Source organism: Oribacterium sp. P6A1 (assembly GCF_000702885.1).
Classification (GTDB): Bacteria; Bacillota; Clostridia; order Lachnospirales; family Lachnospiraceae; genus Oribacterium.
Genome location: NZ_JNKO01000002.1, coordinates 110889 through 132788, shown reverse-complemented (window position 1 = coordinate 132788; position 21900 = coordinate 110889). Strand labels below are relative to the sequence as shown.

Sequence of the window (21900 nt, the reverse complement as noted above, 5' to 3'; positions counted from 1 at the left end):
CGGAAAGAATCCATTCCTGATCTAAGAACCTACAATTCTCCCCTATTGAACGAAAGGGCATTCCCTTCCTGCTTCTTACTTTCATACATTCCTTTATCCGCTCTCTGATACATAGCATCAAAGGAATCATTTCTGTCTGCGGGATAAAAAGTTGCGCCGACACTTATGGTTATCCTTCTGCCCTTCATCTCAGGAATATCCACCATTTCAATGTTGTCATAAAGTCTTCTGATGATACGTCTGCCGATTTCCTCGGTTTCCACAGTTGGCGCAAAAGCCGCGAACTCATCACCCCCCAAACGGAATACTATATCCGAATCTCTGAATGTTCTTCTCAGACAATCTGCAATGGTGATTATAACCTTGTCTCCCACGTCATGACCGAAATCATCATTAACAGATTTGAAATGATCCGCATCCACAAGAATGAACATTCCCTTGGTTCCTTCAGCCATCGCCTCCCGTATTCTGGCTTCTCCGCCCTTCCTGTTCTTTATTCCCGTCATGGCATCCGTTTCAGCCAGAAGCTTAAGGCTCTCCCTCTGTTTCCTGTCTTCATCTATGGACTCAAACGCCCACATGACATGCAGGAGATTACCATCATCATCTCTGTCAACCTCAATAAGCTGTACTCTTATCCACCTTTCATTCTTATCCAAAAACTCATGGGAAAGAGAATTGCTTTCTCTGAGGCGTTCCTCATAGGTGCTCTTGTCAAGAAAGTTTATGAGTGTATCTCTCGACTGATCAGCTGCAAAAAGCTTAATCAGATCAGGAAGCGGTCCGTTATAATCATATACTCCGCCCTCCATAAGAGGATCAAACTTTCCGGTGATTCTCAAGAGTCTGGCGTGATTTGTTTTAATGTTTATCCTGTACACAGCGGCATAAATATTGGCCACCGCCTGGATATCGTGAGACAGCTCCTCGGCTTCGATATACTTTGTATGGAACACATAGAACAGCATCAAAAGCGAGATAATTGCAGCCAAAAGAGCCACTGCAGAAAAGAGATAGATAAACTGAAGAGATCCAAACAGTTTATTTTCATCCAGGATAAAAATCACATACCAGTTATTGTTGATCTTCTCCGAAAAGACCATGGTCTTCTTATCAGCCGCATTCAGAGAAAAGGTGCTTTCATCCGAATTTAAAACATTTTTTGCCAGGCTCTTCTTGTACTCATCTTTACTCTCAAGGTACCTGACTCCGATTTCGGCCGGATTTGAATGAGACACCACAAATCCATCATCGGCCATAACAATAACGGAATCAATGTTGTCGGCCCCATTTATTTTCTCAACCATAGCCTGAAGTCCGTCCAGAAATATGTCCATGGATACAACGCTCTCACCATCAGAGAGCATCTTGCTTACTGACATCATCATGGTTTTCGTCTGAAAATTGTAGTATGGCTGGACAAAAGCAACCTCTCCATTCGCAATTATGGCATCAATATACCATGGACGTTCTCTTGGAGCATATCTCTCATCCGGCACCCATCCCGAACCATTCAGATATGTTCCTTTACAGTAACCATATATACCGGTATGGTTGCTTTCAATTATATTTGAATAGACTCCGGATTGCTGCACGAGATAATCCTGTATGGTTTCAACCGGCATATCTTTATCCAGCATCTTCTCCACCTGTACAGCCGTGAACTGTATGGCATGGACAGGCATAATGAGGTAGTATTCCGCATCACCCGCTACCCTTGTGACGGAGTTTTTCCACGTATTGACCGTATTCTGTTTTGAAACATAAAACAGCCACCTAAAAAAACTCAGGATAAATATAATAACAACTATCAGTACGATGCCAAATGTTTTTAAATGTTTATGATGTTTCGAATTATTTATCGGCATATCATAACCTTTCGTAAAAACACCTATATAAAAGAAACCAATAAAACTCTTTTCAGCTGATACCTGAATACTGTCACAGTGTAAGAATCAAGGTGAGAACTGCCGCAGGAAGATATAAAATCCACATAATGCCCTTCATATTCTCTACCCCGAAATGCGTCAAAAAGAAAATCACTGTCAGAACTACGGCATATACGATGACACATATTCTTTTTATTCTGTCCGGAAGCCTGATAATACTTTTTACAGGCTTTACGCATACTATATTTATAGTCGGAGAAGTCAAAACTATAAAAACAGGAAGACCAAAAAAAAGAGGGAAGCAAAAGTCATTCATGAAGATATAGAGAGTAAGACTATCCGTCCAGACTCCGAACGCCGTCCATAACAGGCTGCCAATCATACAGGCTACCGCAATAGCCGCAATAAATGTAACCCAGACATATATGAAAAGGTTTTTGAGCCTATGAACATTAGGCTCTTCATCTGTGTAAAGATACCATAATTTGAAAGGCAGATAGGCTGCCAGAAAGTTACCGATAAATCCCACCACCGACGAAGGCGCCAACTGTCCGAAACAGTCTGCCAGCAGATTTCCGAAAGCACATGCAATACCTGCAACCGGTCCGAAAAAAAGTCCGGCAGGAACAGGGACCGCATTGACAGGCCTTACTTCCGTAAATCCTTCAACAAGCACCATGACATTAAAATATATTCCGATGCCATGGATCAGAAAAGCCAGTAATATAACGAGGACCTGGGAACTCTTTTTTGTTTCAAGTCTTTGCACACTCCACCCCTCCTCTGAACCGTCTTATAAACCGTTTTATATCAACCTCTCCTATCACAGCTCCTATTGCGATAAGAATAGCGCCTAACAGCGTTGTGATCGAAAAATTCTCCTCTACACCTCCAAAAGCAGAAGGAATAAACACTGCAAGTATCATAGTGACAACAGGCTCCAGAGCAAAAATGATAACCACATCCACAGGGTCCGCATATGCCTGACCGAACATCAGCATTATATACGCATACGCTTTTGTAAATAATGCAAGAACAAACAGCGAGGATGCCAGCGCCGGGGTATAATTCAGTCTGAAAATCATACCCGGTTCCTCAACGGTCCACAAGATCATGGCCGCAATCGCCATGGTAACTATCTGATTTACCGCAAGTAAGATTGCATCATCCTTTTTACAGTATTTATTTGCAACAACGGTATAAAGAGACATGCACACACAGTCTCCCAACATGAACAAAGTTCCGACTATGGGAAAATCCTTTAGCGAAAGCCCGTTTGTACTGATAACTCCCGCCAGAATAAAGGCTATGGCAACAACTTGTTTTTTTGGCGGCCTCCTTCGATAAAAAACCAGCATAAGTGTAGGTACTATCAGTATATCAAGCGACGTAAGTATACTGGCAGACGATGCAGTCAGCCTGTCCACTCCCTCCTTTTCAAATAAAAGCACCAGCATCATAAGCAGCCCAAGAAGCACTCCATGCTTGATATTACTTTTATTCAGATAGCGAAATCTCCGCGCAAATATGACTGCCAGTATCACTGCCGCTATACCATTCATCAGCGCCAGATATCCGAAATCCGAAAGCTCCTGCGGCAGACCCTTGATGAAAACATAGGCTGAAGCCCAGCACAGCATAACAGATAACACAACAAGATTACTCTCATGTTTTTTCAAACCATCACCTCATACTACGTACCATTTCTAGTCTGCCTGATCAGATGAACCTTTATAATGGAAAGCAAGCATAGTAATGTCATCAAACTGCGGAGCATCCTTCACAAAGGCATCAATACCGGCTTTCATATTATGCAAAACATCTTCCACACAGGCCTCAGGTTCGGCATTTAATGTCTCAAGCATACGCTCGGTTCCGAAAAGTTCATTTGAAGCATTTGTCGCCTCCGGAACACCATCTGTGTAAACAAAGATAGTATCTCCGGGCTCCAGCTGAAAATCATGCTGACGGAAAACCATATCTTCCATTACCGCAAGAGCAGGCGAATGCTTATAGTCAATTACTTCATATCTGCCGCCTTTTCTCTTAACCACAGGATGCTCGTGGCCCGCATTGGCAACCATACAATGTCCGGTTGAAACCTCTACTATGCAGAGCCAGACCGTTACAAACAGACTTGCTTCATTGCCCTCACACAACTGATTATTGACATCTCCAAAAATCTCTGTAGGTGTGGAACCTTTCATCTGTGAACGGTTCTTTAACAGAGTCTTTGCTATTACCATGAACAGTGCTGCCGGAACGCCCTTTCCGGATACATCTGCGATAACCAGCGCAATATGATCATCATCCACCATGAAGAAATCATAAAAATCTCCTCCAACCTCTTTTGCAGGAGTCATGGAAGCATACAGGTCAAACTCTTTTCTGTAAGGGAAAGGCGGGAATATACGGGGAAGCATATCTGCCTGAATCTGGGTAGCAACATGCAATTCGGTACTGATTCTTTCTTTTTCCTTGGTTACCGTCTCAAAATTGTTGATATATGTTTTGAGTTCAACAGACATTCTGGAGAAAGAGTCTGCAAGTTCCTCAATTTCGTCACCTGTATGGATATCCGGAACAAGAACATCTCCCTTTTCCATCTGATTGGAAACAAAAAGCTTGACCATCTCTTCAAGCTTCTGAACCGGCATAATGATGCTTCTTGAAATGGCTCTATAATAAAGAATACTGGACAGCAACATAATAAAAATCATGAAAAGAGAATTGACAAGAAGAAATTTGAGAATGTCTGAAATAATCTCTTCCATGGAGATATCCACCGAAGACAAAGCCACAGGTTCACCCTCGGAATCATATATAGGATAAAATGCTGATGCAACATATCCGTAACTGGGGCTTCTGGTAATAAGCATTCTGCCTCCGGTATCACCCCGAAATGCTGCTTTCATAACCTCATCTCCACCGCCGTAATAGCTGTCCGCAGCCCCAAGATCACATACACCTTCTTCTGAAGCAGGATCTCCGGCATCCCAGATGTACAGGTATTCCTCCTCCTTGGGAACAACTATATAAAGATACTTTAAACCGGATACACTCTTCTGAGCTTTCAGCTTTTTCAGAACCTGCTCATAGTAATCATCTTTCTCAAGCGTTGTCTCATACTTTTTTATCTTATTTCCGTCCACAGTCATGGCAGCGATCTGTGCCTGGGAAAAAGCAGTATGGGTGTACTTTTCTTCCATGTTGTTTTTATAGAATATCGTAACGCTCAGACTGATAAGTGCCCAAAGGACCACAAAAAGAATGAGAAGCCTGATGAAAAACTTCCTGCTCAATGAATGTTTTTTTGAAGCTGCATTACCCTCTCCCATACTATCCTCCTATAAAAGCACCTTTTTTCAAAATCTGAATGGATAACTCTCACTTTCCCATACTGCTTTAGGGTTCTCTGCCTTTTCAAGGAACAGTCTTACATATCCGTTTCTTAAGCGGAACAATGTAATCTCTCCAAGTTTCACTGTATCATACTTTATCGGCACATTTCCTGTTTCCATACTCAGTACGAAATAGACATCTTCATCTATTTTCACTCTGGTCATGCGATTATATATCCTGTATATCTCCCACGCTTCATCAACATCCATCTCGTGGCTGAGTCTGGCCCTTTGGAATTCCCTTAGCTTCCAGGTCGAACCTTTCCCTTTTTGAGGTTTCGCTTCCTTCCAGGTCTTCGTGAAATCCCTCATCATATCGCGAAGAAGTGCTTCAGCTACATTTGCACACTTGAGATACAGATCTATACTGTCACAGTCTTTCCAGATAGGAACTTCCTGCTGCATCAATATATCACCCTTGTCAAACTCATATATCAGCTTATGTATAGTTACTCCGGTACATCTCTCTCCCCTCTCAAGAGCACACTCTATAGGGCAATAGCTTCGCCCCTCCGGAAGCAGAGCTGTATGAATGTTTATCCCGAAAAACCCATCTTCTTCCGGAAGAACCGGTATTTTTCTGCCATAGTCCGCACTGACAAATAGCTGACAGCCTTCAGCAATAAACTTTCTTTCTGCCGTCTCATCAATAGTCTCACTAAATACAGGAATGCCTTCTTTTTCTGCCATCCTGCGGATAGCTTCTTCACGAAAGTAATCTTCTCTGTTTCCGCATATATATAATGCCATGATTTCATGCTCTTTTAAGAAATAAGAAAAACAAGGAAGCATTGCATCCGTTCCCAAATACACTACTTTCATAACCTGTCCTTTCACGCATTAGGCGTCCCTTATAATTACTATTAAATATACCACACTTCATTGAATTTGACATTAATTCGCGAAGATGTGGTATTAAAGATTCTGCGTCATGTTAAGCGCTTACATTTAAGGGCATGTTATTATATCCTGAAACAAAAAAATCGCACCCGGACAGGTCCTGAAGGAGTTCACTTCCTGACTGTCGGGCGCGTGTGATATTTCGTTATTCGGAGTATCGGGTCTGACCGTAATCAGCCATCAGTACTTTTCCTACAATTACCGTGAGTATGGTAGTGAAAAGAATATCAGGGAGCGTATATCCCACAGGAATATCCAGCTGCATGAGATAGCGATAAAGCACAAAACCGGCAAGCCACAGGAGCAGATTCACAAAATCGAAGGACTTATGCTCTGAATTTGTCTTGAGAACGAACCATGTGCCTATCATAACCGCCGCCATTGGTGCAAAGACCGAACCGATCAGATACAAAAAGCCTGTGATATCATCCATAGGATAGAATACAGCTCCTGCAATTCCCACTACTGCAGCCGCAATGGCCATAGACTTTCCGCTCAACTGCTTTGTAAGAGATTCTCCTGAGATACCGGCCGAAAATGCATCCAGAAATGTTGTGGTAACTGTTGAAAACACTATAATGAGAAGCCCTGCCGCTCCCAGACCTGCCCTAAGCATTATCTCAGCTATGTCAGATGTTCCCGTGAGCAGCGCCGCCCCCATTCCGATAAGAAACATCCAGCAGCTCACCAGATTGTAGACTATGGTGCTTGCCAATGTTGACCTGTGGGCATCCCCGGCCTCTCTTGTGTAATCACCCACCACAGGAAGCCATGACAAAGGCATGGAAACCGACAGTTCCAAAGCCGCACCGAAGGATATGCTTTCAGCTGCCGCAGTTCCCCCTCCCTGTCTCACTATAACAACACATAGAACCACCGAAAGAATGAAAAGTGCCGTCATGGCAATACGGTTCAGTTTTCCGAGATTAGTCACACCTACCATTATCCACAGAATGATAAGCCCTCCGATGATCAGACACCAGATGTTTTTATCCGTATTCCATATTCCGGCAGCGGAAAGAGCCCCGTCATAAATCATAATGGCAGTCCAGCCTACAAGCTGAAGTACATTCAGTGCCGCAAACAACATTCCGCCCCGGTTTCCAAAGGTCATCTTAACCGTCTCCATGGCACTCTTTCCGGTTTGTCCGCTTATCATCCCCGCAAGATAGAACAGAACGCCACCGATAAGATGTCCCAGCAGAACAGCCAGGAGTCCCCTCTGAAATCCCAGAGGTGCCAGATAAGTACCTGTCAGTATCTCAGCTATCGATACCCCCGCACCGAACCAGATAAGTGCATTGTCAAAAACCGTTGTCTTTTTTTCCATATCATCCCTCCAAGAATAAAATGGATATTGCCAATCGAATAGGGGAAAATACCCTACTCGATTCCGCGTTGGCTGTCAAATACATAACCATGTACACATGATATGCACTTGACGGCCTTATCACAAAAAAAGCGCCGCCCACGGGGGACAACGCTTCCACTGATAAAATCAAATTACGGTATTTACCTACGTTGGCATTATCCAAATCAGGTTGTGGGTCGGAATTGATCATTCCCTCTCAGCCCGTCTACGAGCTCCCCGTTAAATTGTTCGCTTACAATTATATTTTTACAGTATTATACTGTCAATATATCAGATAGAGACTGCCCGTATTACATACTTTAATGAATATTTCTGTTAATTTGTGTCGATACCATACTATAGAAACATGTGGCGTTATATATTTCTTATGTCCACCATTATTATGATAATTTGAGGTGAACAACTATGAACAATAACCAGAACACACCCGGAATCATCAATGGCGAAAGAGTAACGGAAAATGTCTATCTCTGTCCCGACGGCAAGTACCGATGGATATATGAGTTTCCTATGCTCAAAAATCCTGTTATCTTATTTACCGTATTCAGGGTTCTTGGTATGTCCGCAGCAATAATCGCCATATTTGCACTGCTTATTGATCTTATCGAAGATGGAAGCATAACCCCGGCCATAGATCCGGATGAATGGATAATAGGCTTTTGGGTCATTCTTTTCTTTATAGGAGTAGTCATCTTATCATATATCATTCTGGCTGCAATGTATGGTTTTAAATATATGGTTCTGTTTGAAATGGACGAGGAAAAGGTAGTCCATATACAGCTGCCGAGTCAGTTTAAGAAATCGGAAGCCCTGGGATGGCTCACAGCCATGGCTGGAATCGCTTCAGGAAGGGCCGGAACCATCGGAACAGGCATGCTTGCCGCGACCCGCAATACCTCTACCTCGGATTTTATAAATGTTCGACAGGTAATCGGCAGCAGATGGATGTGTGTAATAAAGGTCAATAAACTTCTGGACCATAATCAGATTTATGTGGAACCTTCCGACTACGACTTTGTTTATAACTATATTGCACAGCGATGTGTAAATGCAAAGGTGCGAAAAGGCTGAAATATCAGCCCTTTCGCACCTTTTATATATACTTCCCGGTACTTCCGGGATTCATTCTCAAGATCCGATACTAAACTCCCGGGGAATATTTCCAACACATTCCCCGGGAGTTTAGTAAAACGGCATCGAACCGGTTTATTTCTTACTGCTCCGCTTCTATCCTGTCATTCAATTCTTCAAATTCCGAAACCGGCATAGGTTTATGGAAATAGTAGCCCTGCATCTCGGTGCAGCCCTGTTCTTTCAGATAATCCGCCTGGCTTATTTTTTCTACACCTTCTGCAATGATATCCATTCCAAGAGAATGAACCATCTTTATAATATAGCTGACTATGATACGGCCTTTTTCAGGATCACCTGCCCCAGTAAGAAAACGGAAATCCAGCTTTATACGATCCATAGGAATTTCTTTGAGCATGGAAAGAGAAGAATATCCGCTTCCGAAATCATCCATTTCTACACGAAATCCGAACTCTCTGAGCTCTTCCGTTGTTTTTTTGATAAGCTCAGGTTCCTCTGTATATGCGTTTTCAGTGATCTCAATATGAAGCTGATCAGGTTCAAGTCCATACTTCTTTATCAAATCATAGAAGTGTCCGGAGATATTCCTTTCTTCGCTTATATCACATCTGGCAAGATTCACGGATACAGAACGGTATTTACCCTGATCTTTCCATTTCCTGAGATCCTGACATACTCTTTCCCACACATAACAGTCAAGATCGTATATAAGACCTGCTTCTTCCAAAGCCGGAATGAATTCCACAGGACGTAACCATCCGAGTTTCGAATGATTCCATCTGCAAAGAGCCTCTGCTCCTGTTATCTTTCCGGTCTCATAGTTCACCTGAGGCTGGTACCATACCTGTATTTCTTCATCTTTAATGGCAACAGGAAGATGCCCGATGATATGAGCGCTTCTCTTTCCTCTTTCCCACTGCTCAGGATTATAGAACTCATATCCGTCTTTCTTACTGTCTCTGACTCTTTTCTCCGCAACTCTTGCGAAATCGAGCATATGATCAACATCTATAATCTGATGATCCCTTGGAGTCAGGACATAGACACCACTGCAGATCTGTACTTTGTTTCCCTTGCCCTTGTCGATAAAAAAGTTTCTGACCGGTTCAAACACATCGATTTCATCACGAAGCATTTTTTCATCCCCGCCGGCTTTTCTCAGAACCACAAAATGATCTCCCTCTATTCTGCCGATAGCATCTTCCTCGGTCATGACTTCCATAGATTTCTGGGCCCAGAATCTGAGCAGATCATCACCGGCCGCCATACCGAGACTGTCATTTATATATTTGAAATTCTTTATATTATTATATGAAATAAGGTACGGCACATCAGGATGGTCTCGAAGCAACTCTTCAACACGTTTTCTGAAACCATTGAGACTTAAGACTCCCGTAAGCGGATCCTTGTCGATAAGCTGACGCACTTTTTCTTCCTGCTCAAGTCTCATGACCCTCACTCTCATAGTGGTTATAATGATAAGGGCCGCAAAAAGCATTCCTCCGAAAATAAGAAACCATCTGTACTGATACAGATAATCGGAAAAATCATATTTATAGAGCTTTCTGGAGGTATGGTCAAGAACTATGGCCTGAAGATGAGTATCGGGCACTGCCTCTATTCCGGCATTTAACCGGTCTATTATTTCATGACCTTTCGGAGTATCCATAGCTCCCACACGAAAATCCATTGAGAACATATTTGAGGGCTGAACCGAAAGATCTCCATAAGCAGGCTTTTGAAGCACATAACTCCATACATAGGAATTGTTCAGAAGAGCATCAACCTCTCCTGTTCGAAGTGCTTTTACAGAATCATCCATGCTGTTGTAAAACACTATTTCCATTCCCGGAAAAAGCTGCTTTACAGTCTCTGCTGCACCCCCAAGGGATTTTAACATCCCAACTTTAAGCTTATTTATCGAAGAAAGATTTCTGTCCCCACCCTTTACAAGGGTAAAAGGAGTCTGCAGCAGATTTTCCGAAACAATGGTTTCATGCCCTGCCGCGCTTGGAATGGCACTTCCGAAGGGCATAACAACATCATACTCTTCATTATCCAGAGCCTCCTTTAGAGTCACTTCATTTATACGTTTAAAGGAAACGTCGTAGCCTGCTTCTTCCGAGACAGCCCTCATCATATCGGCTCCTATGCCGGTTATCCCGCCTTCATCATCGAGATAAAACATAGGGCACCTGTCTACAGGCACGCCGACACAAAGGGTATCCCTTGAAACTTCTTCCGTTCCGGCAAATACCCCTGTAATAAGGTTCAGTGACATTAAAATAGTGATAAAAATAGTAAATACCTGTTTTTGAGTATCAGCTCTTTTCAAGACTATGCACCATTCCTTCCCGACGCATGGTTTATTCCATAGCATTACCATCATATGTATATTACTTCGGCGCAGTCACGAATTTATATTAAGAAGATCCATTGGCCAGTTTTAGGAACTTCTTATCGTTCATCTGCTCATTTGTTACATACTCTCCATCATGAAAAAGAGCATAATTCGTGATCGGAGTCGGGGCATTCTGTGCTTCATCCCTGCTCTCTATGTGAATCGCCTTGAAGGGAATACCATTATCTTTCGCTGTCTGTTCCAAAACCGGTACATACTTTGCATTAAATGGGCACTGATTCGTATAGTAAAGAACATAACCGCTCTCATCTATGTGGGGATGTCTGGCACATTCCTTGAACACTGGTTTCTCGGTTCCTTTTTCAAACGGCAGATACCATAACTGTATCCCATTATCAGCTTCATCACCGGCAATAAAGCCTTTGTACTTTAGGAATTTCGGATCAGCCAGAAACGGCTTTTTCTTTGCTGCAGCAAGAATGCAAAGTCCTTTCTTTCCCTTCTCCTTGCTGTCTTTGATGCATTCGGAAAGCAGGTCACTTGAGTATCCATGCCCCTTGAAAGATCCGGACACCCACAGGCAGTCTATATACATATACCCGTCTGCCTCAATTGGAGCCCACGCATTTTCTGCCGGGATATATTCGATGAAGCACTTCCCGCGCTCCACACTTTTTAAGAATACAAGCCCCTCATCAAATCTGTCCGCAAGCCACGCCTTCTTTGAAGATACCTGTGCATCCTTGTTGTTGGAAATAGCACAGCAAATGTGTTCCTTTTCCAGGTTATCCTTTGTAACTCTGATATATTCCATAAGATCAATCCCCTTTCACTTTGATCGGATGCCTTATCACTGTTTTTAACTTCTCACGTGCACCCCTCCGTCAAGTCTTTTGTTTCATAAGACTTATTCCAGGAACCGATCTCTATCAAGTTGCCTTCCGGATCAGCGATATAGCAGGTTCTCTGGTCTCGCCTCCCGGCTCGGTCGGTGCTTCTCGCTTCGCGAGAGGTGTCCACTGGACACCCGCACCCCCAAGGTTCAAGTTCTGGTTCCAGCACGGATGTCGCTCCATTTTCCACGGCCTTCTTATATGCTTCATCCACCTCTTCAAAAGTATCGACATACAGCGCTATTTCAAAATGACCGTTCAGTCCTTTTATATACTCATACCGCCGGCTTGTCATCTTCTCAAAATCCTTCCTGCCGTAAAGCAGAAAAAGCGTTCCATCCTTTACAAGATAAACATTAGAAGTATTCTCTTCTTCCTTGATCTCAAATCCGAGAACATCCCTGTAAAAGCGAATCATCTTCCCCATGTCTTCTACAAGTAACCCAAAACCATCTAATCTCATACTCTGTCTCCACTTCGTTCCGGTCCTCGCTAAACGATCGTCCACCGGACGATCAGCGCCCCCCATATAATCCTTAAGTTCTTTGACCTCACAGCCCTTTTTCGCATAGTATGCGTACATTTCATCCATCTTTTTCAGATCATAGCTTGTAACACAATCGGATATCACGTGAACGCTATATCCTGCCTTTGTCATATTGAAGCATGTGGACTTTACGCAGCCTGTGGCATCCGCACCGGCAATAAAGAACTCGTTAATTCCATTCTTTTCAATGAACTCTGTAAATTCCTCGCTCGTAAGCGCATTTGCCTTCGTCTTCACAAAGATATTATCGGATACCACCTTCATTTCAGGAACCAGCTCAGCCCCTTTTGTGTCCGACTTAAAGGTTCTTGTCTTTTCCGACAGATTGTAGTGTCTGATATAGACGACATGCATATCGTTCGACATCGCCCAATCGATTGCCTTGTTTACCTGCCCTATGATCTTTTGGTAATTCTTCGTAATGTCATTCTGAAGGTCTATCACGACCAACGCTTTGTTTTTCATTCCCGTTCTCCTTCATATCTTTTGGCTATTTCAGAGGTAATCTGATAGAGCTTTTCCCTGATTCGCTCCGGTTCCAGGACAGTCACCATATCTCTGCATGAAAGAATCCAGGCAAGCAATCCCTCATCATCCGCATACTCACGTTCAAACAACAGGCTTCCATCATCTTGTTCCGTAAAGGAATCCACGCCATACTCTTCCACAAGCTGCCATTTCATCGAAGGATCAAACAATGCTTTCACCCGGTCTTTCGCAGGGAATACTTTCTCGTTAGAAAGATCTGGCAGCGGAACCTCACGATTTCCTTCAAAGGAGGCTATATGCGTAATACTATCCATGCGATTCAGCTTAAATAGTCTGAAATCGTTTCTCATAAGACAGTAGCCATAAACATACCAGCTTGTCCATTTGAAAATCAGATAATAAGGCTCTATTTCCCTTTCCGTATCCCCGCCTGGAGAATAATACTTAAATCTGATGGTCTTCCTTAACCCGATTGCATCCTGTATGGTCTCTATCTTCGGAGCAAGCGATTCCCGATACCATGATGACAGATCAATCAGAATGGAATCCCTGCCGGTAATAAACTCAGAGGATCCCGCTTGAATCTTCTCCATGAGCTGCCCATAATAGCTACTTCCGCTCACGCTGTCCAGACTTCGCAGTCCTGCAAGGATCATCTGCATATCCTTTGATGTCAGGATCGTCCTGTCCATCCGGTAACCGTCCATAATGCTGATACCGCCGCCGGTTCCCTGCGCTGTTCTTATGGGAATCCCCGCCTTGCACAGATCCTCGATATCCCGGTTGATTGTCCTTCTCGATACCTCAAATCGTTCCGCCAGCTCCGGTGCCGTGGTTTTCTCTTCCTGCAGCAGCACGGACAGTATTCCGATAAGTCTGTCTATCTTCATTTCTCTCACGCTCCGTATGTATCATAGTAGATCTAACATGTCAGCTGTATGTCATGTTTATTATAGCAATGAAACTTTTTTTCGCCAACAATCTCGCAGCAAGCTGCTCGATGTCGCGTAGGCCGTCAAATGTGAGTGCAAGCACGCCCGCATGACGGCTTTACCGCGCAAAAAACCGCCGACAGACTTAAAAATTCCATCAGCGGTCTCTTATAATTGCTAACGCTTATCCGAATATCTGTCCCAAAAGCTTCAGTTTCTCTTTGGGCGGAAACTCTTTATCAAACTCATCCACGTCCTCGTCCTTCACATAGTATCCCTGCGGAGTCTGATATACCCCGGTCACATCATCCAGATACCCCGGAATCAGCTCCTTACAGAGCATCCGGCACAGGGGCCGGTCTCAGCCAGTGCACGTTTACAGATGCTGCAGTCCAGTCCGCATGGGGCAATCATATCCGCAATAAACATTCCTTTCAAGCCTCCTTTCAGAAATGAATAATTCTTTCCTTTCGTGCCTACGCCTTCCTTGCCAATAATCGCTATTATAGGCAAGTCAATAATTTCGTATTTAACCATTTGTCTTAGTCATATATCCTACAGTAATTCAAACTGTAATCTCTATCTGATTTCCCTCTACGCCGATAATACAGCTTTCATAATATCCGTCACCTGTTGTTCGAGGACCATTAATCACTTCATATCCATCTTCTCGAAATACTCTTGTCAGACGGTCAACCTCTTCAGCACTTCCAACCGAAAATGCTATATGAATATACCCTGTACGATTGACTATCTTTGCTGAATCTTCCATAGAGGGCTTATTCATGATCTCAAGTCTTGCCCCGTCATCAAAAGTGATAAAGTATGATCTGAATCCTGTTAATTCATTATGATATCCATCATTTGACAACCCACCAAGATACTTTACGAAGAAATCTCGGGTTCCTTCCAAATCATTCACATACATAGCAATATGCTCTATCTTCATCTGTCCCCACCTCTTCTGCTGAACACAGCCATTTATAATACAAATTCCAGCTGTACATCAAATGGCTCCTCATCTGCAATCCAGGGTATTATCTCCTCAGCATGCACACATCCCAATGCCTTATACGCAGCCTGAGATTCTTTTGATGAATGAGTTACGAGGATGATCGGAATATCCGGATAATTATCCTTTGATACCATATTACTTAAAACCGCATCATCGTGTGCTAACCTATATTCTTCCCTGCATGTACGCAGATGTGTAATATTTACAAGTGAATTCAGGATATCCTCTTTTTTGTTCACCTCCAAAAAAACACTTTATATGTGGGGATGCACATTGCCTGAACATACAGTACCCCTAAATACCTCTCAACCTTGTATCCCTGTTCTATCAAGGCATCTGCTCGTCTGTCCATTTCTCTTTCGCTGTAACATATTATTTTATGTCTTCTTTTCATTTTGAACTCCTTTCATCTTGTGAAAGAAGAACCGGTTGCCCGATCCTTCTTTCAGACAATGCTTTCGGTTTTTTCAGTCTTTCTTTTTTACCGGGATCCATATCGCACTGTGGTAATCCTTATCCGTCTTTTCTCCATTTACACAGTCATACCACTCTGCAGATGCATTCCCGCAAAGTTCATAGTCCGGATTCCCTGGAAGCCACTCTTTGAAAATCTGTGTATTCAGGCTCTGCAATGCCTCCGGGATAGGGCCGATACAGTCAAACACTGCCCAATCACCTCTAGGGAACTCATAGACCACCATTCCTTCAGGAACTTCGCCTCCGGCATACTTACCGGCCACAAGATAACGGAACTTTCCCTCTCCGATATCGTCGATGCAGACACCGTACTCACCGATGCAGTTCTCCACGATAGCCTTCTCATAAGGATTTGCAGGAGCATTCCCTGCATAAACATTTGCCGCATACTTCTCGCAGATATTGTCCCAGAACTTCGGGATTTCCTGATAAGCGGTATCGTTATCAAATACCTTTTGAAAACCGATAACCTTAAATTGGAACATTTTTGTTATTTTGCAATTCATTTGATCGCCTCCTTGAACCTGTAATTTTACTGTCATTTCCTGTTCAAATCTGTCCTATCCAAACAGCAGATCTGCTGACTGACTGATATCACAGGAACTTACTTCATTGTTTTTGTTTTTAACGATCGTATTAACGGCAAGCGCATCGTACTGGATCAGTTTGTCCCCGTACATTGCATAAAAGATTGGAGAAAACACGGGACAAAGCAGGAGTGCCGCACTCACAAGGATTCTTATTCCTGTTATTACATTTGCCATCATACGCTTCCGGCATTTTCAATGCCTGCCACGTGCATCAGGATTGTTCCCTATAATTGCTCCTACCTTTTCGCAAGCCTCACAGTCCAGCCCGCAATATGCAATGTATTCATTCATGATCATGTCCTCCGATATATTACCGATACATGTGTTATCCCGTTTTCTTCATCAGAATATTCTCTGTCAAATCTCATCCCGATAGCCTCCGCTGTCTTTATGGAAGCTGTATTTGTATATTTACAATATGAATACAGCGCAGGGTAATCTGTATTCTTAAACGCCCAATCCCGTACTGCTGATGCAGCTTCCTTTGCATAGCCTCTGCACTGGCAGCCGCGACGGATGTGGTATCCGATCTCCGGAAGCATTTCTCCTTCTATATCCTGCAGCGTCAGCCCACAGTCGCCGATTACTTCACCCGTATCCTTCAGGCATACCGCCCAAAGTCCGAACCCATCCTTGCGATATCGTTCCATGTTCCTCTCTATCCAGTCCCGGACTCTTCCCTCATCAAAAGCATATGGATAGTGCTGCATATTGTCAGAATCCGCAAGGACCGAATAAAGTGCTTCATAGTCGCCCATGTTCATTTCCCGCAGAAACAGTCTTTCTGTTCCGATAACCACTTCTGCTTTATTGGGGTCACAGGTTTTCTCCATACTACGATTAAATCCGTTTGATCAATCCTCTCTCATGTATACCTTGCAAAAATGCCGTAAATGCTTTTCGATGTATTCCATGCATTCTTCCTCATATTGCGGCTGCCTGTCCGACCTTGCAATCTGCAGAACAGCAGGCGCGGTTAGTTCTACCGCAAGCAGTTCCGGATCATCATTCTTAACGATACCTTCATCCATCATACCTTTGATGATCTTTGCAAACATCCTCTGTATTCCGTCCAGCTGATGCCTGGTCGTAACCTCGGAAATCCTTTCATTTCTGAACTGTTCCTGAACAAGAAGCATCCGCGTTTTACGGATTACGGGATCCCGCATCGTAAATGAGATTCTTTCCATCGTCACCTTTATAAACTCTTCCCGGCTCTGAGGCAGTTTCCCGATATGCTTCTCCGATCCGAAGTACTCCTCATAACGTTCCTCAGCCGCATCTATCAGGGCATTTAGAATTTCTTCCTTCCCCTTATAGTGCTTATAGAGGGAAGGTCCCTTGATGCCGACACGTTCAGCAATCAGATCTACGCCGGTTCCGTCATATCCGTTCTCAGCAAACAGCGTTAATGCTTCATCCAGTATTCTTTGCTTTGTTAACATGATATCCTCCCAATCTTCGCTAACGAATGTTAGCCTTATTGTAGCTATAAACCGTTAGCTCGTCAAGTTTTTTCTCCGGAAACGTAAAAAAGCCTGCAAGCATAAGGAGTAGAGAATTTTAGATTCCATCGTTATTCCTGCAAATTTTTCATCCGTAATCAAAATCTTAGGAATCTGATAAAAAGCAAATTGATCTGCCCCTCTGCCATAAAAATAATCAAAATCCACTGGCGTTCCTCCTTTCTTAGATTTGGAATAAAACAAAAAAGACGCCTAACCCACAGGAAATGCTGTAAGTTAAGCGTCTTCCGACGATTCTTATTTTGTTTATATCAGACATATTCAAGTAGTGCACTACTGTCACGACATAGGCTCTATTTTTGCACCTACTGTCACGAGTTCGACAGCTACAACTACCCGAATATACTTTTTCATGTGCTTTCCACGCTCAGAATAATCAGTCTTATCAAACGTGAAATGCTCGAAAAAGTGCGTAAATTCAAGAATTTCTATTAGTTCACTATTGTAAGCAGCACTACAGTCTCGCCTGTTGTTTCTTTGTCCCAAAAATTCGAGGAATCCAAATCAATCTCCTCTGTTTCCAATCCACCGTAGTAAACAGGGAACCTAAAGCGAATCGCTTTTAGGAATCTTCCATCCTCCAATTCATCGTCATGAATGAGAATATCCTTCAGAAACGAACCAAGAAATTTCTTTTTCTCTAAATCCGTAAACTCTGAATATAGTTTAACCTCGTCCTTGCCATCTTCAATATCCTCAAGCATCCTTTGGAAGTCAGGTCGCCCTGCAATATTTTTTCCGGAGTCTTCTTCATAATAATCCTTTCAATTTTTCTTGACTGATCAGAAAAATCCCTTTATTATCACGGGTGAAGAAATGGGTTTTCATCGGGTAGGGCTTATGCCTGACAGAACTTGCCCGTTTCTTTTTATTTCTAAAAATTCTTATTCAAGGTCACAAATTGTGACCTTGAAATATTATTTTCAAAATATCATCTATTTGAGATAGTCAGGACGAAGTTTATTCATGAAGCTTTCCCGCTTTCTCAGCAAGTTGTTTATCCTCCCTTTTAACTCTACGTTCCAGTTTTCTTATATCTTCTGAAGGTGGAAGGTTTTCCGGCTTTATCCCTCTCTGTCCCAACATTTCTCTTACCGAACTGTTATTATCAACATGTTCCACTGTTATATCCGTCTCCCCCTGCAAATCTTTTTCCTCTACATTATAATTTGTCATCTCTGTAGCAAGATTCTTGGCTGCGATCGTAAGCGTTGGCAAGAAATCAGCGAGTGGTCTGGAGTCCTTAACACCAAGGCGTTCTTTCATCTCCTTTGTAGTAAATCCTCCAAACAGAGCCTGATCACCTTTAGAGCGAATCCTTGCAAATCCTTCTTCATCAACACCACGCTCATAAATATTTTGTGATAAGCGCTTCTCAGATTCTCTAAGTTTAATGCGAGCATCGGTTCTCTCTATGTAAGATATTCTTTCCTCTATAAGTTCCTGTTTTCGCGTTTGTACAGCAAAATACCCCTGTGCAAAAGCAATCTGCTCTTTGCGTGGGTCACCGTTCTCAGCAATAAGATAGCAAGCATAGCGGGTAAGCATATAATCATCCACTGGTCTCCTCGCCTTACTGCCTATTTCGACCATTTTGCTGACGTCAGCAAAATGGTCTGATACACATATCCCATTGTTATCACAGGAAACTTTTGCCTTTTCTATAATCTTCTCAAAATTTCGCCATTGAGCATATTCAAGCAGTTCCATCAACTCTCGGGCATACCAAAACTCCACGCCATTCTCTTCATGCCTAATATCATCAAATTTTTTCTTATATAATGTTATAACTTTCTTCTCCATATTCTTCCCAGCCCGCTATTTGCTACCTTTATCATAGGTTTTCTAAATCATCCAACTTCTTCAGCGTTTCCATATAAGCCACAAGCCTCTTTTGCTGTTCCTCCCTTAAATTATGATAATTATCGATTATTTGAATATCATATGGTGTAAAACGGCTTTCCGGATTTGATGTAGCAATATCCTCCTCATCATCAATTCCTTTACCTGTCAGAAGCTGTTCCGGAGTAACCTTTAAAACATTACAAATATCCATTACCTTATCCGCAGAAGGACAGGAACCCTTCTTTTTCCACTCACTGATAGTAGAATTGGCAATGCCTATTTGCCTGGCAAATTCCACCTGTGTCATTTTTCTCTGCTTTATAAGTTTTATGATTCTTTTGGTAATTGTCATAACGCCCTTCCGAATTTCAGTATATTGAATTTCATTTACATGAATTAATTCTAACATCAAGCTCATATGACATCAACTACAAAATCATGCAGTCTTCTTCAAGCCTGCCCTTATTCCGGATAGCTTTGAATAGGCCTTTATGTAATGCGTCGAATTAATCTTCCCACCTACCGCAGGTTTGCCGCAGATTAATTACGGCTCCTCCTAAATATTGTCTATCTTAACGTGCTGTTTTATACCGCACGTTTTTTTCTGTGCTTATTGACCATTCTCCAACGTTACTCTATATTCATAAAGTTGCATAAAATAAGACCCAGAAGATTTAACTCTTCTGAGCCTTATGCTCTGATTTTATAAACCGGATTCAATTATTATGAATCATGATGCTTTATCAAGCATGTCATGGATATATGTCCGAAGACCGTCCTCCGTGTCTATGCCGTATTTCTGGTTTATAAGGATATAATACTTCATGATCCGTTCTTTCGGCAGAAGCTCACTGGAAGGAATGCTGTCTCCATATCCTTTTCTCGCTTCCATCCACGGATCCTCATTATGTGTGATCCTCTCCAGTACCTTTCCGCCATACATCCCAAACGTATTCACAACAAGGTCAATTACACGTTTCTCATCATCCGTCAGGGCATCCTCTGTCCCTTCCAGAAGCGCGAACCGCGCATCATCTATCGGATTATATTTGAAATCCCGGAACAGCTCATATACCTCCGGATAGACCGGACCGTGTACCCAAGCCCTGCAATCCTCTTCAAAGATTGGTCTTCCATATAATGCGGAATACACTCCCTGGATAAAGTAAAGCAGCTTCTGAAGCATGAGGGGCGTTACCTCCTCCAGCTTTTCAAAGATATATGCGATCACCCGGAGCATCTTATCTGATACGGAAAACAGACTTTCTATGCTTTCTGCCGCGGTAAAAGCTTTCCTGTATGCCGCATCCGTCAGCTTCTCCCTGTTCTCCATGAGCTTCTGCTTCATGTATGCCGGAGATGAAAGCGCTGTTTTCATGATATCCGAATACTCTTTGGAAGGCACCTGTCCTTCCAGGTATCTCGGAATCGTCACCTCTCCGAACCCAAGCGCCAGAGACAACGGAGCCTTTCCAATCTTATAGATCTTCATCAGCCTTTCGATATCATCAATCGATACAAGCCCCTCTGCCGTCCTGTACTGCTCATCGATTTCCTGAACATTCTTATCAATAAGACCCGGAATGCTCATTTCCTCCCCGCATTCTGCGCAGACAGCCACAGTAATTACAAAGGAATATTCCTTATCCCTTATATTCTTCACGATGTCCTTCTTCTGCAAAAGGTACTCTGTCTCTTTCCTGCACTCTATGCAGAAATCTCTTCTTCCCTTCTCTGTCATAATGGTCACCTCCGATTTGCCTCCTGATTATCTGAAATAGTATGTAAGCGGATATTTCTGTTCATGGAACGAAATGACGATCACGAAACAGTTCTCCAGCTTGTTGAACTTGATATACAGAGATACTGTTTTTTCTTATGTCCCAATCCTCTCCAAAAGGGTTACATCCTTGCCAAATACATACAGTTTTTCATGTTCAAAACCTTTATGCTCATTCTGTAGGATCTCCGAAAAATCCATTACAGTATCCGTTTTCTTCTGATGATCAATTGCTCCTGCCATTTGCACAGATAACTCTGAAACCTTAGCAGTAACCATGCTCATTTCGGACTGAGTTACAAACTGCTGATTCTGACGGATATAATGACGCATTTCCTTAAAAGCTCGCATAATAAAAATGCTTTGTTGCTCAGCTAACTCACCTCTAAGAACTGTCGCTAACATATAGATTCCTTGCTCTGTAAAAGCATAAGGCATTTTTCTTCTACCACCATCCTGCCCTTCAAAAAATGAACCATTACGTGAAGTCGCATTTTGCGACTTCACCAAATCAACTTCCTCTCTTGTCAATTGAAACATAAAATCTTCTGGAAATCTGTTTATATTTCTCTTAACCTGCTCATTTAATCTTTTTACCTCATATCCATAAATATCAGCCAAATCACTGTCGAGCATCACCTGTTGTCCGCGTATCATATATACACAGTTTCTAATAGACTCAACTGTGAGTAAGTCTGTTGTATTTTTCATAAACACTATATTCCTTTGCATTTTCTTTTTTTGAAGTCACAAATTGTGACTTCATGTATTCTATATTCAAACAAAGATG

General features: G+C 42.7%; 26 protein-coding genes and 1 riboswitch. Of the genes, 1 reads left to right on the top strand and 25 read right to left on the bottom strand.

Translation table 11 applies throughout. The features are described from left to right. Positions 1-29 precede the first annotated feature (29 nt). The 6 genes from T515_RS16275 to cytX all read right to left on the bottom strand — a co-directional run bounded on the left by T515_RS16275 (position 30) and on the right by cytX (position 7520). Positions 30-1640 (bottom strand): sensor domain-containing diguanylate cyclase, encoded by a 1611-nt coding sequence (locus T515_RS16275; RefSeq protein ID WP_197026383.1) that lies wholly within the window; start codon positions 1638-1640, stop codon positions 30-32. Positions 1641-1941: 301 nt separating this feature from the next. Next, positions 1942-2658 carry a hypothetical protein gene (locus T515_RS16270; protein ID WP_051671334.1) on the bottom strand — a complete coding sequence of 239 codons (717 nt, stop codon included), beginning with the start codon at positions 2656-2658 and terminating at the stop codon, positions 1942-1944. After that, a complete protein-coding gene (locus T515_RS01900; RefSeq protein ID WP_036606931.1) occupies positions 2645-3568 on the bottom strand; it encodes a DMT family transporter in 924 nt (307 codons plus the stop codon). The genes T515_RS16270 and T515_RS01900 overlap by 14 nt, the downstream gene beginning before the upstream one ends. Positions 3569-3595: 27 nt before the next feature. Further along, positions 3596-5227 (bottom strand): PP2C family protein-serine/threonine phosphatase, encoded by a 1632-nt coding sequence (locus T515_RS01895; protein WP_051671333.1) that lies wholly within the window; start codon positions 5225-5227, stop codon positions 3596-3598. Between the two features lie 27 nt (positions 5228-5254). Then, positions 5255-6040 carry a formyltransferase family protein gene (locus T515_RS01890; RefSeq protein ID WP_197026382.1) on the bottom strand — a complete coding sequence of 262 codons (786 nt, stop codon included), beginning with the start codon at positions 6038-6040 and terminating at the stop codon, positions 5255-5257. Positions 6041-6335: 295 nt separating this feature from the next. After that, on the bottom strand, positions 6336-7520 hold the full coding sequence (gene cytX, locus T515_RS01885) for a putative hydroxymethylpyrimidine transporter CytX (RefSeq protein WP_036606928.1): 1185 nt from the start codon (positions 7518-7520) through the stop codon (positions 6336-6338). A 165-nt stretch (positions 7521-7685) separates the two neighbouring features. Then, positions 7686-7791: riboswitch (TPP riboswitch) on the bottom strand. Positions 7792-7967: 176 nt separating this feature from the next. Between cytX and T515_RS01880 the strand changes: the two genes are divergently transcribed. Next, entirely contained in the window at positions 7968-8633 is a 666-nt protein-coding gene (locus tag T515_RS01880) for a hypothetical protein (protein WP_036606926.1), read from the top strand. 142 nt (positions 8634-8775) lie between these two features. Here T515_RS01880 and T515_RS01875 read toward each other — a convergent pair whose 3' ends face one another. The 19 genes from T515_RS01875 to T515_RS01790 form a co-directional block, all read right to left on the bottom strand. Next, positions 8776-10989 carry an EAL domain-containing protein gene (locus T515_RS01875; protein WP_036606924.1) on the bottom strand — a complete coding sequence of 738 codons (2214 nt, stop codon included), beginning with the start codon at positions 10987-10989 and terminating at the stop codon, positions 8776-8778. Between the two features lie 88 nt (positions 10990-11077). Continuing rightward, a complete protein-coding gene (locus tag T515_RS01870; protein ID WP_036606922.1) occupies positions 11078-11830 on the bottom strand; it encodes an N-acetyltransferase in 753 nt (250 codons plus the stop codon). Between the two features lie 53 nt (positions 11831-11883). Then, complete coding sequence (locus T515_RS18540; RefSeq protein WP_330372625.1) at positions 11884-12921, bottom strand: isochorismatase family protein; 1038 nt, start codon at positions 12919-12921, stop codon at positions 11884-11886. After that, the gene (locus tag T515_RS01855) at positions 12918-13835 is read right to left on the bottom strand and encodes a helix-turn-helix transcriptional regulator (protein ID WP_036606920.1); all 918 of its coding nucleotides are present in this window, start codon (positions 13833-13835) and stop codon (positions 12918-12920) included. Before T515_RS01855 ends, T515_RS18540 begins: the two co-directional genes overlap by 4 nt. Before the next feature lie 226 nt (positions 13836-14061). Then, a complete protein-coding gene (locus T515_RS16970; RefSeq protein WP_197026381.1) occupies positions 14062-14220 on the bottom strand; it encodes a hypothetical protein in 159 nt (52 codons plus the stop codon). Beyond that, positions 14202-14414 (bottom strand): hypothetical protein, encoded by a 213-nt coding sequence (locus tag T515_RS17280; RefSeq protein ID WP_155988231.1) that lies wholly within the window; start codon positions 14412-14414, stop codon positions 14202-14204. Before T515_RS17280 ends, T515_RS16970 begins: the two co-directional genes overlap by 19 nt. A 28-nt stretch (positions 14415-14442) precedes the next feature. Beyond that, positions 14443-14826 carry a VOC family protein gene (locus T515_RS01845; protein ID WP_036606917.1) on the bottom strand — a complete coding sequence of 128 codons (384 nt, stop codon included), beginning with the start codon at positions 14824-14826 and terminating at the stop codon, positions 14443-14445. Between the two features lie 32 nt (positions 14827-14858). Then, positions 14859-15131, bottom strand: a complete 273-nt coding sequence (locus tag T515_RS01840) for a hypothetical protein (protein ID WP_155988230.1) — start codon at positions 15129-15131, stop codon at positions 14859-14861. Then, entirely contained in the window at positions 15128-15286 is a 159-nt protein-coding gene (locus T515_RS17275; RefSeq protein WP_155988229.1) for a hypothetical protein, read from the bottom strand. Before T515_RS17275 ends, T515_RS01840 begins: the two co-directional genes overlap by 4 nt. Positions 15287-15359: 73 nt before the next feature. Next, a complete protein-coding gene (locus T515_RS01835; RefSeq protein ID WP_051671330.1) occupies positions 15360-15875 on the bottom strand; it encodes a GyrI-like domain-containing protein in 516 nt (171 codons plus the stop codon). 54 nt (positions 15876-15929) lie between these two features. Beyond that, on the bottom strand, positions 15930-16133 hold the full coding sequence (locus T515_RS17815; protein WP_036606910.1) for a hypothetical protein: 204 nt from the start codon (positions 16131-16133) through the stop codon (positions 15930-15932). A gap of 119 nt (positions 16134-16252) precedes the next feature. Continuing rightward, on the bottom strand, positions 16253-16792 hold the full coding sequence (locus tag T515_RS01825; protein WP_242839309.1) for a GNAT family N-acetyltransferase: 540 nt from the start codon (positions 16790-16792) through the stop codon (positions 16253-16255). 21 nt (positions 16793-16813) lie between these two features. Continuing rightward, positions 16814-17404, bottom strand: a complete 591-nt coding sequence (locus T515_RS01820; protein WP_036606908.1) for a TetR/AcrR family transcriptional regulator — start codon at positions 17402-17404, stop codon at positions 16814-16816. A gap of 54 nt (positions 17405-17458) precedes the next feature. Beyond that, positions 17459-17632: a replication initiator protein A gene (locus T515_RS17270; RefSeq protein WP_197026380.1), complete on the bottom strand. Its 174-nt coding sequence runs from the start codon at positions 17630-17632 to the stop codon at positions 17459-17461. 284 nt (positions 17633-17916) lie between these two features. Beyond that, positions 17917-18189 (bottom strand): hypothetical protein, encoded by a 273-nt coding sequence (locus tag T515_RS17535; protein WP_036606905.1) that lies wholly within the window; start codon positions 18187-18189, stop codon positions 17917-17919. A 256-nt stretch (positions 18190-18445) separates the two neighbouring features. Further along, positions 18446-19288, bottom strand: a complete 843-nt coding sequence (dinD, locus tag T515_RS01805) for a DNA damage-inducible protein D (RefSeq protein ID WP_036606903.1) — start codon at positions 19286-19288, stop codon at positions 18446-18448. 31 nt (positions 19289-19319) lie between these two features. Next, positions 19320-19682 (bottom strand): helix-turn-helix domain-containing protein, encoded by a 363-nt coding sequence (locus T515_RS01800; RefSeq protein WP_036606901.1) that lies wholly within the window; start codon positions 19680-19682, stop codon positions 19320-19322. 378 nt (positions 19683-20060) lie between these two features. Next, entirely contained in the window at positions 20061-21071 is a 1011-nt protein-coding gene (locus T515_RS01795; protein WP_036606899.1) for a Panacea domain-containing protein, read from the bottom strand. A gap of 135 nt (positions 21072-21206) precedes the next feature. After that, the gene (locus T515_RS01790) at positions 21207-21821 is read right to left on the bottom strand and encodes an ORF6N domain-containing protein (RefSeq protein ID WP_051671329.1); all 615 of its coding nucleotides are present in this window, start codon (positions 21819-21821) and stop codon (positions 21207-21209) included. Between the last annotated feature and the right edge of the window lie 79 nt (positions 21822-21900).

What these genes read in the sequence shown, in the direction of transcription:
- T515_RS16275 (WP_197026383.1), bottom strand. Translation starts at nt 1,640, where the DNA reads ATGCTGGATAAAGATATGCCGGTTGAAACCATACAGGATTATCTCGTG.
- T515_RS01895 (WP_051671333.1), bottom strand. Translation starts at nt 5,227, where the DNA reads ATGGGAGAGGGTAATGCAGCTTCAAAAAAACATTCATTGAGCAGGAAG.
- T515_RS01890 (WP_197026382.1), bottom strand. Translation starts at nt 6,040, where the DNA reads ATGGCATTATATATATGCGGAAACAGAGAAGATTACTTTCGTGAAGAA.
- cytX (WP_036606928.1), bottom strand. Translation starts at nt 7,520, where the DNA reads ATGGAAAAAAAGACAACGGTTTTTGACAATGCACTTATCTGGTTCGGT.
- T515_RS01880 (WP_036606926.1), top strand. Translation starts at nt 7,968, where the DNA reads ATGAACAATAACCAGAACACACCCGGAATCATCAATGGCGAAAGAGTA.
- T515_RS01870 (WP_036606922.1), bottom strand. Translation starts at nt 11,830, where the DNA reads ATGGAATATATCAGAGTTACAAAGGATAACCTGGAAAAGGAACACATT.
- T515_RS18540 (WP_330372625.1), bottom strand. Translation starts at nt 12,921, where the DNA reads ATGAAAAACAAAGCGTTGGTCGTGATAGACCTTCAGAATGACATTACG.
- T515_RS01855 (WP_036606920.1), bottom strand. Translation starts at nt 13,835, where the DNA reads ATGAAGATAGACAGACTTATCGGAATACTGTCCGTGCTGCTGCAGGAA.
- T515_RS16970 (WP_197026381.1), bottom strand. Translation starts at nt 14,220, where the DNA reads ATGCTCTGTAAGGAGCTGATTCCGGGGTATCTGGATGATGTGACCGGG.
- T515_RS17280 (WP_155988231.1), bottom strand. Translation starts at nt 14,414, where the DNA reads ATGGTTAAATACGAAATTATTGACTTGCCTATAATAGCGATTATTGGC.
- T515_RS01845 (WP_036606917.1), bottom strand. Translation starts at nt 14,826, where the DNA reads ATGAAGATAGAGCATATTGCTATGTATGTGAATGATTTGGAAGGAACC.
- T515_RS17275 (WP_155988229.1), bottom strand. Translation starts at nt 15,286, where the DNA reads ATGAAAAGAAGACATAAAATAATATGTTACAGCGAAAGAGAAATGGAC.
- T515_RS01835 (WP_051671330.1), bottom strand. Translation starts at nt 15,875, where the DNA reads ATGAATTGCAAAATAACAAAAATGTTCCAATTTAAGGTTATCGGTTTT.
- T515_RS17815 (WP_036606910.1), bottom strand. Translation starts at nt 16,133, where the DNA reads ATGGCAAATGTAATAACAGGAATAAGAATCCTTGTGAGTGCGGCACTC.
- T515_RS01825 (WP_242839309.1), bottom strand. Translation starts at nt 16,792, where the DNA reads ATGGAGAAAACCTGTGACCCCAATAAAGCAGAAGTGGTTATCGGAACA.
- T515_RS01820 (WP_036606908.1), bottom strand. Translation starts at nt 17,404, where the DNA reads ATGTTAACAAAGCAAAGAATACTGGATGAAGCATTAACGCTGTTTGCT.
- T515_RS17535 (WP_036606905.1), bottom strand. Translation starts at nt 18,189, where the DNA reads ATGCTTGAGGATATTGAAGATGGCAAGGACGAGGTTAAACTATATTCA.
- dinD (WP_036606903.1), bottom strand. Translation starts at nt 19,288, where the DNA reads ATGGAGAAGAAAGTTATAACATTATATAAGAAAAAATTTGATGATATT.
- T515_RS01800 (WP_036606901.1), bottom strand. Translation starts at nt 19,682, where the DNA reads ATGACAATTACCAAAAGAATCATAAAACTTATAAAGCAGAGAAAAATG.
- T515_RS01795 (WP_036606899.1), bottom strand. Translation starts at nt 21,071, where the DNA reads ATGACAGAGAAGGGAAGAAGAGATTTCTGCATAGAGTGCAGGAAAGAG.
- T515_RS01790 (WP_051671329.1), bottom strand. Translation starts at nt 21,821, where the DNA reads ATGAAAAATACAACAGACTTACTCACAGTTGAGTCTATTAGAAACTGT.